This window comes from Brevundimonas sp. (assembly GCF_013823285.1).
In the GTDB taxonomy this organism is placed as follows: Bacteria; Pseudomonadota; Alphaproteobacteria; order Caulobacterales; family Caulobacteraceae; genus Brevundimonas.
Genome location: NZ_PNLV01000065.1, coordinates 1 through 14,858, shown reverse-complemented (window position 1 = coordinate 14,858; position 14,858 = coordinate 1). Strand labels below are relative to the sequence as shown.

General features: G+C 67.7%; 17 protein-coding genes. 9 read left to right on the top strand and 8 right to left on the bottom strand.

Going from position 1 to position 14,858, the window contains the following annotated elements:
* The first annotated feature begins 43 nt into the window (after positions 1-43).
* Positions 44-1,495 (top strand): NAD-dependent succinate-semialdehyde dehydrogenase, encoded by a 1,452-nt coding sequence (locus tag C0461_RS10065; protein ID WP_292106400.1) that lies wholly within the window; start codon positions 44-46, stop codon positions 1,493-1,495.
* Between the two features lies 1 nt (position 1,496).
* On the opposite strand, the gene C0461_RS10060 is transcribed toward C0461_RS10065, so the two are convergent.
* Entirely contained in the window at positions 1,497-1,973 is a 477-nt protein-coding gene (locus C0461_RS10060; RefSeq protein ID WP_292106398.1) for an Lrp/AsnC family transcriptional regulator, read from the bottom strand.
* A 130-nt stretch (positions 1,974-2,103) separates the two neighbouring features.
* Here C0461_RS10060 and ald point away from each other — a divergent pair, with 130 nt between their 5' ends.
* Positions 2,104-3,219: an alanine dehydrogenase gene (gene ald / locus C0461_RS10055; protein ID WP_292106395.1), complete on the top strand. Its 1,116-nt coding sequence runs from the start codon at positions 2,104-2,106 to the stop codon at positions 3,217-3,219.
* A gap of 42 nt (positions 3,220-3,261) precedes the next feature.
* Here the strand turns inward: ald and C0461_RS10050 are convergent, their stop codons facing one another.
* The 4 genes from C0461_RS10050 to C0461_RS10035 all read right to left on the bottom strand — a co-directional run bounded on the left by C0461_RS10050 (position 3,262) and on the right by C0461_RS10035 (position 7,485).
* Complete coding sequence (locus C0461_RS10050) at positions 3,262-4,278, bottom strand: beta-eliminating lyase-related protein (protein WP_292106392.1); 1,017 nt, start codon at positions 4,276-4,278, stop codon at positions 3,262-3,264.
* Between the two features lie 3 nt (positions 4,279-4,281).
* Positions 4,282-5,214, bottom strand: a complete 933-nt coding sequence (locus tag C0461_RS10045; RefSeq protein ID WP_292106389.1) for a mechanosensitive ion channel family protein — start codon at positions 5,212-5,214, stop codon at positions 4,282-4,284.
* A 58-nt stretch (positions 5,215-5,272) separates the two neighbouring features.
* On the bottom strand, positions 5,273-7,027 hold the full coding sequence (locus C0461_RS10040; protein WP_292106387.1) for an ATP-binding protein: 1,755 nt from the start codon (positions 7,025-7,027) through the stop codon (positions 5,273-5,275).
* Positions 7,028-7,182: 155 nt separating this feature from the next.
* Positions 7,183-7,485 carry a BolA family protein gene (locus C0461_RS10035; RefSeq protein WP_292106384.1) on the bottom strand — a complete coding sequence of 101 codons (303 nt, stop codon included), beginning with the start codon at positions 7,483-7,485 and terminating at the stop codon, positions 7,183-7,185.
* A 55-nt stretch (positions 7,486-7,540) separates the two neighbouring features.
* On the opposite strand from C0461_RS10035, the gene C0461_RS10030 reads away from it, so the two are divergent.
* On the top strand, positions 7,541-8,209 hold the full coding sequence (locus tag C0461_RS10030) for a J domain-containing protein (protein WP_292106404.1): 669 nt from the start codon (positions 7,541-7,543) through the stop codon (positions 8,207-8,209).
* 3 nt (positions 8,210-8,212) lie between these two features.
* Here C0461_RS10030 and C0461_RS10025 read toward each other — a convergent pair whose 3' ends face one another.
* Together C0461_RS10025 and C0461_RS10020 are read right to left on the bottom strand one after the other, a co-directional pair.
* Positions 8,213-9,100: a M28 family peptidase gene (locus tag C0461_RS10025; protein WP_292106382.1), complete on the bottom strand. Its 888-nt coding sequence runs from the start codon at positions 9,098-9,100 to the stop codon at positions 8,213-8,215.
* Between the two features lie 33 nt (positions 9,101-9,133).
* A complete protein-coding gene (locus C0461_RS10020) occupies positions 9,134-9,952 on the bottom strand; it encodes an ABC transporter permease (RefSeq protein ID WP_292106402.1) in 819 nt (272 codons plus the stop codon).
* A 214-nt stretch (positions 9,953-10,166) separates the two neighbouring features.
* Between C0461_RS10020 and C0461_RS10015 the strand changes: the two genes are divergently transcribed.
* Positions 10,167-10,682 carry a GcrA family cell cycle regulator gene (locus tag C0461_RS10015; RefSeq protein WP_196838349.1) on the top strand — a complete coding sequence of 172 codons (516 nt, stop codon included), beginning with the start codon at positions 10,167-10,169 and terminating at the stop codon, positions 10,680-10,682.
* Positions 10,683-10,808: 126 nt separating this feature from the next.
* Here C0461_RS10015 and apaG read toward each other — a convergent pair whose 3' ends face one another.
* A complete protein-coding gene (gene apaG, locus C0461_RS10010) occupies positions 10,809-11,216 on the bottom strand; it encodes a Co2+/Mg2+ efflux protein ApaG (protein WP_292106380.1) in 408 nt (135 codons plus the stop codon).
* A 90-nt stretch (positions 11,217-11,306) separates the two neighbouring features.
* Between apaG and C0461_RS10005 the strand changes: the two genes are divergently transcribed.
* The 5 genes from C0461_RS10005 to C0461_RS09985 all read left to right on the top strand — a co-directional run bounded on the left by C0461_RS10005 (position 11,307) and on the right by C0461_RS09985 (position 14,740).
* Positions 11,307-12,347, top strand: coding sequence for a 2'-deoxycytidine 5'-triphosphate deaminase (locus tag C0461_RS10005; protein ID WP_292106378.1), 1,041 nt, complete (start codon positions 11,307-11,309; stop codon positions 12,345-12,347).
* Positions 12,348-12,446: 99 nt separating this feature from the next.
* On the top strand, positions 12,447-12,896 hold the full coding sequence (locus tag C0461_RS10000; protein WP_292106375.1) for a hypothetical protein: 450 nt from the start codon (positions 12,447-12,449) through the stop codon (positions 12,894-12,896).
* 2 nt (positions 12,897-12,898) lie between these two features.
* Positions 12,899-13,087, top strand: a complete 189-nt coding sequence (locus C0461_RS09995; RefSeq protein ID WP_292106373.1) for a helix-turn-helix transcriptional regulator — start codon at positions 12,899-12,901, stop codon at positions 13,085-13,087.
* An 11-nt stretch (positions 13,088-13,098) separates the two neighbouring features.
* The gene (locus C0461_RS09990) at positions 13,099-13,743 is read left to right on the top strand and encodes a hypothetical protein (RefSeq protein WP_292106370.1); all 645 of its coding nucleotides are present in this window, start codon (positions 13,099-13,101) and stop codon (positions 13,741-13,743) included.
* A 58-nt stretch (positions 13,744-13,801) separates the two neighbouring features.
* The gene (locus C0461_RS09985) at positions 13,802-14,740 is read left to right on the top strand and encodes a TraB/GumN family protein (RefSeq protein ID WP_292106367.1); all 939 of its coding nucleotides are present in this window, start codon (positions 13,802-13,804) and stop codon (positions 14,738-14,740) included.
* Positions 14,741-14,858: the final 118 nt, after the last annotated feature.

Genomic DNA, 14,858 nt, shown 5'->3' with positions numbered 1-14,858 from the left:
TGCGTTCGTCTGTGACCCCCTCCCCGTCGTCAGGAGCTTCACCATGTCCGACCCCAAGGCCGCCGGCCGCGCGTTGATCCGCGAACACGCCCTGATCGCGGGCGAGGCGATCCCGGTGAAGGGTGAAGGCATCGCCGTGGACGATCCGGCCACCGGCGAGATCATCGGCCATGTGCCGGACCTCGGCGCGGCCGAGACCGAACGCGCCGTCAAGGCCGCGCACGACGCCTTCGCAGACTGGTCCCGATCGGACCCCCACGCGCGCGCCGCCTTCCTGCGCCGCTGGGCCGCCCTGATCGATGATAACGCCGAGGGCATTGCGGGCCTGATGGCGCTGGAGAACGGCAAGACCCTGACCGAGGCCAGGGGCGAGATCGCCTATGCCAACGGCTTCATCAAATGGTCGGCTGGCGAAGCCGAGCGCATCCTGGGCGAGACCCAGGACACGCCGCTGGGGCATCTGATCGTGACCTTCAAGGAGGCGGTGGGTCCCTGCGCCCTGATCACGCCCTGGAACTTCCCCGCCGCCATGCTGACCCGGAAGCTGGGGCCGGCCTTCGCGGCGGGCTGCACGGCGGTGGTCAAGCCCGCCAGCCAGACCCCCTTCACCGCCATCGCCCTGGTCGAGCTGGCTTATGAAGCCGGCCTGCCCAAGGGCGCGCTCAGCATCGTCACCGGCGACGCGGCCGCCATCGGCGGCGTGCTGACGGCCTCGCCGCTGATCCGCAAGCTGTCCTTCACGGGGTCGACCCCGGTGGGCCGCAAGCTGGCCGAGCAGTGCGCCCCGACGCTGAAGCGGGTGTCCATGGAGTTGGGCGGCGCAGCGCCCCTGATCGTGTTCGAGGACGCCGATCTGGACCTGGCCGTGGCCGAGACCATCAAGGGCAAGTTCCGCAACTCCGGCCAGACCTGCGTCTGCCCCAACCGGGTCTATGTGCACGCCTCCATCGCCGGGGCCTATGCGGAGCGGCTGGCCGCCGAGGTGGCGAAGCTCAAGGTCGGAAACGCCTTCGAGGCAGACGTGAAGGTCGGCCCGCTGATCGAGGACAAGGCCCTGGACAAGGTCGAGGACCACCTGACGAAGGTTCAGGCGGCGGGCGGCAAGGTGCTGACCGGCGGATCACGTCACGAACTGGGCGGCCGCTTCTTCCAGCCGACGGTGACCCTGGGCGGCGACGACGCCCTGTTCCGCGAGGAAGAGACCTTCGGGCCCTTGGTCCCGGTCTTCGCCTTCGATGATGAGGCGGAAGTGCTGCACAAGGCCAACGCCACGCCTTACGGCCTGGCGTCCTTCGTCTTCACCCGCGATCTGGACCGCGCCATGCGCGTGGCGCGAGGGCTGGAGAACGGCATCGTCGGCGTCAACGCCGCCATGGTCTCCACGCCGGTGGCGCCCTTCGGCGGGGTCAAGCAGTCCGGCTACGGCCGGGAGGGATCGGTGCACGGCATCGAGGAGTATCTGGACATCAAGGCGGTGACGCTGAACCTGAGATAGGTCAAACCGGCAAGGCCCCGCGCTTGACCACCGTGCGCATGGACACCGACGAGGACACCCGCGTCACGCCGGGAATACGGGTCAATTCCTTGGAATGGATCCGCTCAAGGTCGTCCACATCCCTGACCACCAGACGCAGCAGATAGTCCGAACCGCCGGTCATCAGATGGCACTCCACCACCTCGGGCACGGTGGCGATGGCGGTCTCGAAGGCGGTCAGGGCGCTTTCGGACTGGGATGACAGGGTCACGGTGACGAACACGCTGATGGGCAGGCCCACGGCGCGCTCGTTGATAATGGCGGTGTAGCGGCTGATGACCCCTGCGGCCTCCATGGCCCGCAGACGGCGCAGGCAGGCGGACTCCGACAGGTTCACCGCCCGGGCCAGGTCCACATTGCTGATGCGACCGTCTTCCTGCAGGGTACGCAGCATCTTCCGGTCGGTGACGTCCAGTTCAACGGCGGAAACGGTCTTCATGGCGGCTCCTGACGCAATATCCTGCATGTTTACGCGGATCAGGCAATGAAAAGAAGCAGGAACCTGCCCGACCCCCGGGCGTAGATTGCGCCCGACCCGTACACCGGGACCAGCTCAGGGAGAGTTCATCATGCGCGTCGGCGTGCCCAAGGAAATCAAGCCCAACGAACACCGCATCGGTCTGACCCCCGCCGCCGTGCGGGAATACGCCGCCCGGGGCCACGAGGTTCTGATCGAGAAGGGCGCCGGTCTGGGCGCCGGTTTCGCCGACGACGCCTATGAGGCGTGCGGCGCGAAGATCGTCCCCGACGCCGCCGCCGTCTTTGATCAGGCCCAGATGATCGTGAAGGTGAAGGAGCCCCAGAAGACAGAGTGGCCGCGCCTGAAGCCGGACCAGATCCTGTTCACCTATCTGCACCTGGCGCCTGATCCTGATCAGACGAAGGGACTGCTTGAGTCCGGCTGCGCCGCCATCGCCTATGAGACGGTCACCGACTCCAAGGGCGGCCTGCCGCTGCTGGCGCCCATGTCCGAGGTGGCCGGCCGCATCGCCGTGTTCTCGGCGGCCGAGACCCTGCTGAAGCACAACGGCGGCATGGGTCTGCTGCTGTGCGGGGTCCCCGGCGTGGCGCCGGCCCGCGTGGTGGTGCTGGGCGGCGGCGTGGTCGGCATGAACTCGGCCCGCATGGCCCTGGGTCTGAACGCCGAGGTGGTGGTGATGGAGCGCTCCATCCCCCGCATGCGCGAGATCGACGAGGCCACCTCTGGCCGCGTCATCACCCGCTTCTCCTCCATCAACGCCATCGAGGAGGAGATCCTCAAGGCCGACGTGGTCATAGGCGCCGTGCTGGTGCCCGGCGCCTCGGCGCCCAAGCTGATCAAGCGCGAGCACCTGTCGCGCATGAAGCCTGGTTCTGTGCTGGTGGACGTGGCCATTGACCAGGGCGGCTGTTTCGAGACCAGCCGGCCGACCACCCACGAGGATCCCACCTATGAGGTGGACGGGGTGGTGCACTACTGTGTCGCCAACATGCCGGGCGCGGCGCCGCGCACCTCGTCGGAAGCCCTGAACAACGCCACCCTGCCTTTCGGCCTGGCCTTGGCCGATCACGGCCTGGACGCCCTGAAGAAGGATCCCCACCTGGCGCGCGGCCTGAACGTGCTGGGCGGCAAGATCACCTATCCCGCCGTGGCCGAAGCCCTGGGCATGGACTACGTGGACCCCTACGGGGTCTGGAAAGACTGACGCCCGGGTCGCCCTCTCCCGTCCCGGGAGGGGGCGACGGCTTCAGCCGATCGCCCGGACCGCGGCGATCAGCTCGTCCACCGCAGCCTCGGTCGTGGCCCACGAGCAGACGAAACGCACCGAACCGTCGTCGAAGCGATAGCAGGCCCAACCCGCCTCGTTGAGACGGCGGTGCGCGGTGGCGGGCATGCGCACGAACACCGCATTGGCCTCCACCGGATGGGCCAGGACGAAGCGGCTGCCGGCCACGATCCCCTCGGCCAGCCGCCCGGCCATCATATTCGCGTGGGCGGCGCCCGCTTCCCAGGCCCCGCTTTCCAGCAGGCCCAGGAACGGGGCGGCCTGGAACCGGCCCTTTGACGCCATCTGTCCGGCCTGTTTCAACCGGTTGTCGAGGCGCCGCGCCAGGCTCTTGTCGAACAAAACGATGGCCTCGCTGCACGGCGCGCCCGCCTTGGCTCCGCCGAACACCAGAACGTCGACCCCCAGCCGGGCGATCCGGGTCAGGTCGAACCCGCCCGCCGCCGCATTGGCCAGGCGGGCGCCGTCCATGTGCACGCCGTACCCCCTGGCCTTCACCGGCTCGATCAGATGGCGCAACTCATCGACCGTATAGACCGCGCCGTACTCCGTGGCCTGGGTCAGGGACAGGGCGGCCGGCGGCTGACGATGGCCCACCTCCGGTTCGTCCAGGATGGCGGTCATGGCCTTGAGATCGATCTTGCCGGAGAAACCCGGCAGGCCGATCAGACCCACCCCCTGGCCGAAGAAGCCGGGCGCGCCGGTCTCGTCGGTGCACACATGGGCGGCATGATGGGCCAGCACCGCCTCGAAGGGGAAAGTCAGCATGGACAGGGCGATGGCGTTTGCCGCGGTGCCGGAAAAGACGAACCGCACCTCGGCGTCGGCGTCCAGACGCTGACGGATCAGGTCCGCCGCCCGCGCCGTGACGTCGTCCGTCCCGTAGGCGCGCGCGAAGCCCGGATTGGCGTCCTGAAGCGCGGCCATGGCCTGGGGCGCCATGCCGGCGGTGTTGTCCGAGCCAAAATCATAACGCACGGCTCAGGCCTCCTTGCCGCGAGATGTCTTGTGCGGCGGCGGCTCGGCGGCCTTGCCCACATTGCCGCCGAAATACTCGACCGCCTGCGGGAACGGAATCTCGATCCCGGCCTGGTCCAGCGCTTCCTTGACCGTCTGGAAGAGGTCCGCCCGGGTCTGCCACCAGTCGCCCGACCGCACATGGGCGTGCAGGGTGATCTGGACCGCGCTGTCGAGCAGGCCGGTGACACCTGTCCACACGGCAGGATCGCCCAGCACCTTGCCGTGCGCGGCGGCGGTGGAGCGGATCACCTCGCGCGCCTCGTTCAGGTCCGCGCTGTAGGACACGGTGAAATCGATCTCGATGCGGCGCGTGATCTGGCCGGAGATGTTCTGGATCACCCCGCCCAGCACCTGACTGTTGGGGACCACGATCTTGACGTTGTTGGCGTTGGTCATCTGGGTGGTGAACAGGTCCAGCTTCTGCACCACGCCGGCCATGCCGCCGATGTCCACCACCTCGCCGACCCGGTAGGGCCGCAGAATCAGAAGCAGCACGCCCGCCGCCACATTGGACAGGGTGCCCTGCATGGCCAGGCCGACAGCCAGGGATGCGGCGCCCAGCACGGCGATGATGGAGGTGGTCTGGACGCCCAGGCGTTGCAGCACCGCGATCAGGCCCACGGAGATGACGACCACGCGCACCACCTGGACGATGAAGCCCTCGACGGTCTTGTCTTCCCTCAGGCCCCGGACCCTGCCCAGGGCCCGGCGCGCGGCGCCGGCGGCCCATTTGGAGCCGAACCAGGTGACGACCACGATCAGCGCCGCGATGGCGAGGTTCACCGCCAGATCACCCGCCATATGGGTGGCGCGAGCCAGCAGGGCGGCGTCCAGCGCCAGGGCCTGGTCAGAGGAGGCCGCGACGGCGGCCACGGTCGTGGGGAGGTCGGTCATGAGCCCCGTTTAACGCGATGGGGCTGTTTTTGAACCCGCCCGGGCCAGATTCCCGCAATCAGGCGGCGGCGGCCTCGCCCTGGACGAAGCTCTGGATTTCCCGCACGGCGTCGCGGCCGTCCCGCGCCTTGGCCATGACGCCGGCCAGTGCTTTGAAATCAATGGGTTTGTTCAGATAGGCGTCGGCGCCTGCCGCCATTCCCGCTTCGTGATCCTCGGTCCGCGCCGAGGCGGACAGCACCACCACAGGCGTGTGCTGGTTCGGACCCGTGTTCTCACGCAGGGCCCGGGTGGCGGTCAGGCCGTCCATGACCGGCATGTTCACATCCATCACGATCAGGTCGAAATGGTCCGCCGATGCCACGTCCAGCGCCATCTGGCCGTGCTCGGCCGTGGCGGTGACGTGTCCGGACGAGGCCATCCAGGCCTCCAGGATCATGCGGTTGACCGGATGATCCTCGACCACCAGAACCTTCAGCGACTGGCCGTCCTCCACTTCAGCGCCGATGGCCTCGACCGCTTCGGACCTGGACCACTGGGCCACTTCGGCCTCCACCACGAAGGCGAAGGTGGAGCCCTCGCCGACCTCGGAGGCCACCTCGATGTCGCCCCCCATGATGTTGGCCAGACGCCGGCAGATGGTCAGGCCCAGCCCCGTGCCGCCGAAGCGGCGCGTGGACGAGCCGTCCAGCTGGGTGAAAGGCTGGAACAGCCGGCCCAGATCCTCCTCGGAAATGCCCGGGCCGCTGTCCTTGACGGCAAAGCGGAAACGGACGCGGTCGTGGGCCACCCGCTGGCTGTGCACGGTGTAGCGGACCTCGCCCGTATCGGTGAACTTCACCGCGTTGGACAACAGGTTCTGAATTACCTGACAGACCCGCAAGGGGTCGCCGCGGACCACGGCGGGAGTCTCGCCGGTGAATTCAGAGACGAAGGTCAGGCCCTTGGCCTGGGCCTGGGCCGTGAAGGGACCGGTGACCCGTTCGTGCAGATCCTGCAGCGAGACGTCGACCACCTCGAAGGTCATCTTGCCCGCCTCGATCTTGGTCATGTCGAGGATGTCGTTGAGCAGGGACAGGAGATTGTCGCCCGAGTTTCGGATGATCGACAGATATTCCTTCTGGGTCTGGTCCAGTCGGGTGGCGCCCATCAGCTGGGCGGCGCCCAGGACCCCGTTCATGGGGGTGCGCAGTTCGTGGGAGATGACCCCCAGGAAGTTGGATTTCGCCTCATTGGCGGCGTTGGCCTTGTCGCGGGCGGCCTCCAGTTCGCCGATCAGGTGTGCCTGATGCTCCTGGAACGCCTCGATCTTGCGCTCCTTCATCATGGTGATGATGACAAGAACCAGGATGGCCGATCCCAGAACCGGGAGCACGGCCAGAAGCGTCAGAAAGCCGGGATCGCCCCAGAGGCTGACCAGGATGCCCGCGGTGAGAAAGCTGTAGGGCGCCGAGATCACCAGGGCCTGTCGCGGGGCTGTGCGCATCTGGGTGAAGACCATCACATAGCCGGCGCACAGGAGCGCGACGCCCAGGGCCGGCCCGTGAGCCCCGCCCAGGAACCATGCCAGTCCCGGCGCCAGGGACCAGGCGAAGGTGGTCAGGAAGGCGACGGTGGTGAAGGTGGCGCTGTAGTCCCGGCGGCCGGTGGCGGCGACCTTCTTCTCCACGCGCCCACGAATCCAGCCGGCGGTCATGGTGATGACGAACCAGGCCAGGGCCAAAACGGGTCCCACCGCCGTGGCCAGGGCCAAGGCCCAGCTGGCGATGATCCAGTACCGCAGATTGCCGGTCTCCAGGATGCTCTGCAGCACGCTGGCGGCTTCACGAGAGCGCCCAGGCGTCTGCGGCGTCCTCGTCGTCGCGCTGTCAGCGCCCTGGGCCGGTCCCACCATATTCAGTCCCCATCTGAACAGTCCGGCGCGAACGCTAAGCCGGAAGCGCTAAGAGGGGGTGAACGGAGAATTTTCTATTTCCCCGCGTCCTCCGAAGGTGTTCGTGCACGGATCGACAGGGCGTGGACCGGCCCGGCCAGCTCCTCGGCGAGAAGCGCGTTGACCATGCGCTGCCGCTCGACGCGGCCCTTGCCCTCGAAGGCGCCGGAAATCACCTCGAGGTTGAGGTGGCTCTCGCCGCCGGGGCGGGCGTCGACCCCCCCCTCGTGGTGGTGGCCGGCATGCCGGGCGCTGTCATCCTCGATCTCCAGGCGGGCCGGGGACAGGGCCGAAGTCAGTTTTTCGCGAATAATCGTCGCAACAGGGCCTTCTTTCATCGGTTTTCCGCCGTGCTTCCTTGATGACGTCCAATTCGGACCTACACTTCGGATGATGTCAGCCTCGTTTCAATACAAGCCTCGCTTCAAGGATATGCGGATCAAGCCGCCGCGCCCCGAAGAGGAGGAGGCCGCGGCCGACGTGCTGCGCCTGAAGCCCGGCGAGAAGCAGTGCCAGCATCCCGACTGCCTGAAGGTGGCCACCGCTCGTGCGCCCCGGTCGCGCGAGCAGTTGAACGAGTTCTATGAATTCTGTCAGGCCCACGCCGCCCAATACAACAAGAGCTGGAATTTCTACGCCGGCATGAGCGAGGGCGAAATCCGCTCCCGCTACGAGAACGAGCAGATGACCGGCGGGCGGCCCACCTGGGAGATGAAGGCCGGGCGCATGTCGCGCGAAGCCGCCGCCTTCGCCGCCAGATTCGGCACGGGAAACAAGACCGGGGCCGGCCGCTGGTCGGATCCCTTCGCCATGTTCGGCCAGGATCACCAGGGCCGCGCGGCCGAGGGTCCTGAAACCGCCCCCATCGGTCGGCTGGAACGTCAGGCCCTGGCCGATCTGGATCTGGATCCCGGCGTGGCGCGGGAGGCCATCCGGGCCCGGTATTACGAACTGCTCAAGCGCTGCCACCCCGACCACAACGGCGGGGACCGTTCGGCCGAGGACAAGCTGCAGCGGGTCATCAGGGCCTGGAAGACCCTGACCAAGGCGAAGATGGCCTGACGGCTACCGGGTCGAAGAGTCCAGGCGCGTGATCAGATCCACATAGACCCCCGCCGCCAGGGCGACGGTGGCGGGATCGACCGCCTCGATCACGTCGCCTTCGGAATGGATCAGCTGGAACACCTCGGGCACGAAGCCTTCGGCGAGGCCGTTGGCCTCGCCGCCGTTGAAGGCCAGCCACATCTGATGGGCGCCGATGCGATTCTGGAAGCCGATGGAGACCACCGGGACCCCGGCGGCGATGAAGGCGCGGTCGTCGCTGGGAGGATAGACCGGAAAGCCGACGCAGGTCAGGGCCCGCTCCGTGCATTCCTCACGCAGCGCGGTCAGGACAAAGGCCGATCGCGCGCCGTTGTTCTCGCCGTACATGAGGGTGTCGCCGAAGGCCGCCACGTCGGAATTGACCACCGCCGCCACGCGGGCCGTTCCGTTGGCCGCGATCCAGCGTTGGGCGCCGATCAGGCCCAGCTCCTCCTGGTCGAAGAAGATCACCTGGACGCGGTGGTTCAGGTCGCGGCCGCGCAGAACCCTGGCCGCCTCGATCAGGGCGACGGTTGAGGCGGCGTTGTCCACCAGTCCGTCGGCCAGTTCGCCGGACGGCAGGACGACGGAGTCGTAGTGCGCGGTCAGCAGCAGGTCCCGCTCGCCCTCGCCCAGGGTCACGATGACGTTGGAGCCGGTCATGGGCCCCGCGCGTCCTCCGCCTTCGAAGGTCTGGATTTCATAGTCCAGCCCCGCAGCCTCCAGCTGGCGCGTCAGGACCGCAAGCCGGTCCGCATTGGACGGCTGGTGATAGGCGGCCACCGCCTCCCGAAGGGCGGCCTCGTCCTGGCCCATGGCGGGCGTGGCGAAAACCAGAAGGACGCAGGCGGCGGTCAGGGTGCGAAGCATGGCGGTATCCTTGTTCCCGCCACGCTTAGCCGATCAGCTCTTGAGCCGCCACCCGCTGCGGAACACCAGATAGCAGACGACCGCCAGCGAGGCGGTGATGAGCAGACTGGCGACGACGCCCGCCATCAGGCTCCCCTCGGAATGGCCGATGAAGCCGTAGCGGAACCCGTCGATCAGATAGAACATCGGGTTGAAGTGGCTGAGGGTGGCGAACGGCTCGGGCAGGCGCTCTACCAGATAGAAGGCGCCCGACAGGAAGGTCATGGGCATGACCACGAAATTTTGCACAGCGGCCAGATGGTCGAACTTCTCGGACCACAGGCCCGCCAGCACGCCCAGCATGCCCATCAGCATGGAGGCCATGACGCCGAAGAACAGGATGGCCGCCAGATTGGCGACGCCCAGGCGCGCGAACGGCAGCACGCAGACGGCGGTCACCAGTCCCACCAGCACTCCCCGCGTCGCCGCGCCCAGCGAGAAACCGATCATGAGTTCAAGGGGACTCAACGGCGGGGTCAGGAAATCCGTGGCCGTGCCCATGATCTTGGCCTGGATCAGGCTGGAGGAGGCGTTGGCGAAGGCGTTGTTCAGGATCGCCATCATGATCAGGCCCGGCGCCACGAATTCGGCGAAGGCGATGCCCAGCAGCGGCGGTCGTCCGCCCTGCAGCGCCACCACGAACACCATCATGTAGAGCAGGGTCGTGACCACCGGCGCCGCCACGGTCTGGGCGCCGACCTTCATGAAGCGCCGCACCTCCCGCAGATACAGGGTCTGCACCCCGATCCAGTTGATCCCCGGATAGGCGCGCGGGGCAGGGGGCGTGGCGGGCAGGCGGCTCAACTCGGTCATGGCCGCCAGATGCGCTTTCAGGCCGGGGTTCGCAAGGCGGCCCCCGTCGATCGGCGCCAGATTCGCGGAACAATGATTCAAGATGTGGTTTCTGTGGATACGACAGGCGCCAGATGTTGCGTCCCTTAAGGAGTAGTTTACGATCAGTTGTGGTTGAGGGACGTGCAGGACGCCCTTCGCACAAGATATTGAATCAGCGACCTTGGAGGGTGGCATGTCTCAGGGCTGGACCGAAGACCGCGTTGGCGCGCTGAAGAAGCTCTGGCTGGAGGGCCAGTCGGCGAGTCAGATCGCCAAGCAGTTGGGCGGCGGCGTCACCCGGAACGCCGTGATCGGCAAGGTGCACCGCCTTGGCCTGTCGGGCCGCGCCGCACCCTCGCAACCCGCACGCACCACTTTCCGCGCGCCCCGTCCGCGCCCGGCGCAGCCCTCGGCCCCGCGTCGCATCGAGGCGGCCCAGCCGCGCACCGCGCCCGTGCCGCCGACCCCGCCCGCGCCCCGCATACCGGACATGCCGGGCACCGCCACGGTGCTGACCCTCGGCGCTCACATGTGCAAATGGCCCATCGGCGACCCGACCTCGTCGGACTTCAGCTTCTGCGGACGCCGCTCCGACGAAGGCGCCACCTACTGCGTGGAGCACGCCAAGCTGGCCTACCAGCCGCAGATCCGGCGCGGTTCGCGCGACGGCGCCACCGAACTGGCCCGCTCCCTGCGCCGCTACATCTGACCCGGATCAGCCACAGGGCTGTCACGAACGCCCCTTAAGGGGCTGCCGTCCGCCCCGCCGGTTTCGCCGGCGGGCCTGGGGCGGGGCCGCGATTCTCCGGGTTGGCGCGGCCCCTCACCCGTCTGGCTAGTTCAGGACGCGCCGCGCGTCCGGCACGTCCAGAGAGAACGGCGGGATCGTCACGTCGAAACTGACGCCCGTTTCGTCCACCATGCGGTAGGCGCCCTGCATGGCGCCCGAGGAAGTGGCCAGGGGACAGCCCGAGGCATAGGCGTAGGTGTCTCCGGGCCCGATCATCGGCTGTTCGCCCACCACGCCCGATCCGTGCACCTCCTCCACATGACCCATGGCGTCGGTGATGATCCAGTGCCGGGCCAGAAGCTGCACCTCCGCCTCGCCCCGGTTCTCGATCTCGATATGGTAGGCCCAGATCCAGCGGCCCTCGTCCGGATCGGATTCGCCGTCCAGATACATGGGCGTGACCCGGACCCGGATGCCCCGTGTTTCGGCTTCGTAGGAACCCTTGCGTTTCATGCCGCCACCCTTACGGACACCTGCACAGGGTGCAACCACGACCGTGCGCCTTTCCCTCTTGTCCCTCCGGAATCTGTGTAAGGTTCGGCCATGACCTTCGACTTCTCCCGCCCCGGAATCCTGCCCTGCCAGGCCATCGAGGCCCTGATCGCCGCCGGTGCGGTGACCTCGGCCACCCCCTTTGACGCCGACCAGGTGCAGCCCGCCAGCCTTGATCTCCGGCTGGGCGCGCGCGTCTGGCGGGTGCGGGCCTCGTTCCTGCCGGGCGACCGGCGGGTGGCGGAGCGTCTCAAGGATGTGGCCATGCACCAGATCGACCTGGAGGGCGGGGCTGTACTGGAGAAGGGCTGCGTCTACATCGCCGAGCTTCAGGAGCGTTTGAAGCTGCCCGCGGGGCTGCTGGCGCGGGCCAATCCCAAGAGTTCGTCGGGCCGCGTGGATGTGTTCGTGCGGCTGCTGACCGACCGGGGCCTGGCCTTCGACGACGTGGCCGAGGGCTATGACGGGCCCCTGTATCTGGAGATCGCGCCCCAGACCTTCTCGGTTCTGGTGCGTCCCGGCACGCGGCTGAACCAGCTGCGCCTGAAGGCTGGCGAGCCGCCGCGGCTGGAGACCCGCAGCGTGGGGGTCGAGCTGAGCGAGGGGATCATCGGCTTCCGGGGCCGTCGCCATGCCGGCATCATCGACCTGGATCGGGAGGACGGCCACGACCCGCGCGATTTCTGGGAGCCGCTTGAGGCGCGCAGGTGGAACGACCGTCCGGGCGAACTGCTGCTGGATCCGGGCGAGTTCTATATCCTCGCTTCGATGGAGGCGGTGGAGATCCCTGTCGACCAGGCCGCCGAGATGACGCCCATCGACCCCTCGGTGGGCGAGTTCCGGGTGCATTACGCGGGCTTCTTCGATCCCGGCTTCGGCACCGACGAGGCGCACGGGGCCGGATCGCGAGGGGTGCTGGAGGTGCGCACCCATGACACGCCCTTCCTGTTGGAGCACGGCCAGACGGTGGCGCGGCTGGTCTATGAGCCCCTGACCGAACGACCGTCACGGCTCTACGGCGAGGGCGGCTCGCACTATCAACGTCAGGGGCTGAAATTATCCAAGCATTTCAGGCCCTGGCCCGACGCCTGACGGCTTGGACAAGGTCGTTTGATTTTTTGTCAATGACGCTTGACAGGATCGCGGGTGGGTAGGTAAAGGTAGCTTGTCACATTGACAAGGACCATTGCCATGACGCCTTCGAAAGCCCCTCGACGAAAACTGAGCAGCGCCGCCCGCTTCTGGGTGCTCATGGGTGCGGCCCTGATCGCAGGCCTCGCCATTGGCTTCAGCCAGGCGTTCTTCTTCCAGGATGGCGCATCGCCCTCCCCGGCCTTCGTCGGCGCGGCGCTTCTGATCGGCTTCGCCCTGCTGCTTCTGGGAACCTGGTGGTGGTGGGTCCGTGCGGACGAGGCGGCCCGGGAGGCTCACAAGTGGGCCTGGTACTGGGGAGGCTCCATCGGCATGACCCTCGGCCTGATCGGCCTGGTGATGCTCAGCCTCTACGCGCCCGACGCGCCGCTGCCCGCAGGGGCCAGCTATGCCGACGCCCTGCTCACCGGCGCGTTCGGCCTGCTGTTCCTCATGCTGCTGGGCTACGGCGTCGCCTGGGCGGCCTGGTGGATCTCCAGGAGACGCTGATCATGAACAACCGCCTCAAGGTGCTGCGCGCCGAACGGAGCTGGAGCCAGGCGGACCTGGCCGACCACCTCGGCGTCTCGCGTCAGACCGTCAATGCGCTGGAGACCGGCCGCTACGACCCGTCCCTGCCCCTCGCCTTCAAGATCGCCAGGACGTTCGACCTGGCCATCGAAGACATCTTTTCCGAATAAAGGAGCAAGCCATGACGGCTCTTCAGAAACCCGCCGACACCCGCCTCAAACTGCTCAAGCTGGCTGGCCTCGCCGTCGCAGGCGGCCTTTTCGGCTACGGCTCCGCCTGGCTGGTGATCGAGTATGTCGGTCTGCCGTCGCCCGATGGCGTGCGGTGGAGCGACGCCGTGGCCATGATCGTGGCCCTGATGCTGGCAGCGGGCGGCCTGTCTGTCCTCGCGGCCTCGCGCAACGGCCGCGCCCTGGCCGCCGCCACATCCGCCGATGGGCCGGCCGCTCCTGCGGAAGTCCGCGACATGCGCCTTCAGGGTGCGGTGCTGGTTCTGTCGGGCCTGCTGCTTGCGGCGCCCATGGCGGCGGTGCTGGCGGGCAATCCCGCCCCTGTGCTGACCCTGGCCGCCATCGCGGTGGTGTTCGCCCTGCACACGGCCATGAACCTGAGCCTGTGGCGGCGCGGCGATGAGATGATCCGGCGGGTCATCCTGGAGTCCGGCGCCCTGGCCTTCTGGATCGGCCAGGCCGCCGTGTTCGGCTGGGCCGTGGCCGAGCGGCTGGGCGTCGCCCCCACCCTGACGGCCTGGGACATCCTGGTCGTCGTCATGGGCCTGTATCTGGTCTGCTCCGCCACGGTGGGGCTGCGCCGGGGCCTCAGCTGACACCCTTTTCACGACCCTGAGTATCCATCAATCTGACTGTTCAAGAAGGAAACCGACCATGACCATCATCAACCGCATCAAGCGCGCCGGAAGCCTGGCCGGGCGCCTCGCCGCCGGAACCGCCCTGGGCGTCGGCCTGTTCGCCGCCGTGGCGGTAACGCCCGACTTCGCCCTGGCCCAGGAAGTCCGCCAGCCTGGACCGGCCATGTGGGTCGTCAGCGATGAGGACTCCACCATCTATCTGTTCGGCACGGTCCACCTGCTGAAGCCGGAAACCCAATGGCGCACGCCCGAGCTGGACGCCGCCCTGGCCGAAGCGGCCGAACTGTGGCTGGAAGTGCCCAATGTGGACGATCAGGCCGCCGCCATGCCCCTGATCCAGCAGTACGGCCTGAACATCGGCGGCGCGCCCATCTCCAGCCTGCTGACCGACGAGGAGAACGCGCAGCTTCAGGCCGCCGCCGCCGCCATCGGCGTGCCGCCCCAGGCCCTGGAGGTGATGCAGCCCTGGCTTGTCGGTCTGCAGGTCTCCGTCGCAGCCATGATCCGCGCCGGCTACGATCCGGCCTCGGGCGTCGACACCCGGCTCAAGGCCTCCGCCGACGAGGCCGGAACCCCCGTCCGAGGCTTCGAGACCATCGAGCAGCAGTTCCGCTTCTTCCACGATCTGCCGCAGGAGATTCAGCTGCAGTTCCTGCGCCAGTCGCTGGCCACCTGGGAAGAGGCCGACGAGATGCTGGACGCCATGGTCGAGCTGTGGGCCGCCGGCGACGTGGAGGGCTTCGAGGCCCTGGTGGTCGACGAGATGAAAAACGAGTGGGGCGAGCTCTACGACGTTCTCCTGACCCGTCGCAACGCCGACTGGGCCGGGCAGATCCAGACCCTGCTGGAAGGGTCGGGCACCACCTTCATCGCCGTGGGCGCCGCCCACTTGGCCGGTGACGACAGCGTCCAGTCGATGCTTGAGGATCGCGGCGTGACCGTCACCCGTCGCTGACGCCATGCACCCAGGGAAAGGCCCGGCGCTCCGCGCGTCGGGCCTTTTCTTGTCCGGTCATTCGTCGGATAAGGCGGACGAGCCCCGGGCGGGCGTAGTTCAGAGGTAGAACGTCAGC

Coding starts and splice junctions, on each gene's coding strand:
- C0461_RS10065 (WP_292106400.1), top strand. CDS start 44: ATGTCCGACCCCAAGGCCGCCGGCCGCGCGTTGATCCGCGAACACGCC.
- C0461_RS10060 (WP_292106398.1), bottom strand. CDS start 1,973: ATGAAGACCGTTTCCGCCGTTGAACTGGACGTCACCGACCGGAAGATG.
- ald (WP_292106395.1), top strand. CDS start 2,104: ATGCGCGTCGGCGTGCCCAAGGAAATCAAGCCCAACGAACACCGCATC.
- C0461_RS10045 (WP_292106389.1), bottom strand. CDS start 5,214: ATGACCGACCTCCCCACGACCGTGGCCGCCGTCGCGGCCTCCTCTGAC.
- C0461_RS10035 (WP_292106384.1), bottom strand. CDS start 7,485: ATGAAAGAAGGCCCTGTTGCGACGATTATTCGCGAAAAACTGACTTCG.
- C0461_RS10030 (WP_292106404.1), top strand. CDS start 7,541: ATGTCAGCCTCGTTTCAATACAAGCCTCGCTTCAAGGATATGCGGATC.
- C0461_RS10025 (WP_292106382.1), bottom strand. CDS start 9,100: ATGCTTCGCACCCTGACCGCCGCCTGCGTCCTTCTGGTTTTCGCCACG.
- C0461_RS10020 (WP_292106402.1), bottom strand. CDS start 9,952: ATGACCGAGTTGAGCCGCCTGCCCGCCACGCCCCCTGCCCCGCGCGCC.
- C0461_RS10015 (WP_196838349.1), top strand. CDS start 10,167: ATGTCTCAGGGCTGGACCGAAGACCGCGTTGGCGCGCTGAAGAAGCTC.
- apaG (WP_292106380.1), bottom strand. CDS start 11,216: ATGAAACGCAAGGGTTCCTACGAAGCCGAAACACGGGGCATCCGGGTC.
- C0461_RS10005 (WP_292106378.1), top strand. CDS start 11,307: ATGACCTTCGACTTCTCCCGCCCCGGAATCCTGCCCTGCCAGGCCATC.
- C0461_RS10000 (WP_292106375.1), top strand. CDS start 12,447: ATGACGCCTTCGAAAGCCCCTCGACGAAAACTGAGCAGCGCCGCCCGC.
- C0461_RS09995 (WP_292106373.1), top strand. CDS start 12,899: ATGAACAACCGCCTCAAGGTGCTGCGCGCCGAACGGAGCTGGAGCCAG.
- C0461_RS09990 (WP_292106370.1), top strand. CDS start 13,099: ATGACGGCTCTTCAGAAACCCGCCGACACCCGCCTCAAACTGCTCAAG.
- C0461_RS09985 (WP_292106367.1), top strand. CDS start 13,802: ATGACCATCATCAACCGCATCAAGCGCGCCGGAAGCCTGGCCGGGCGC.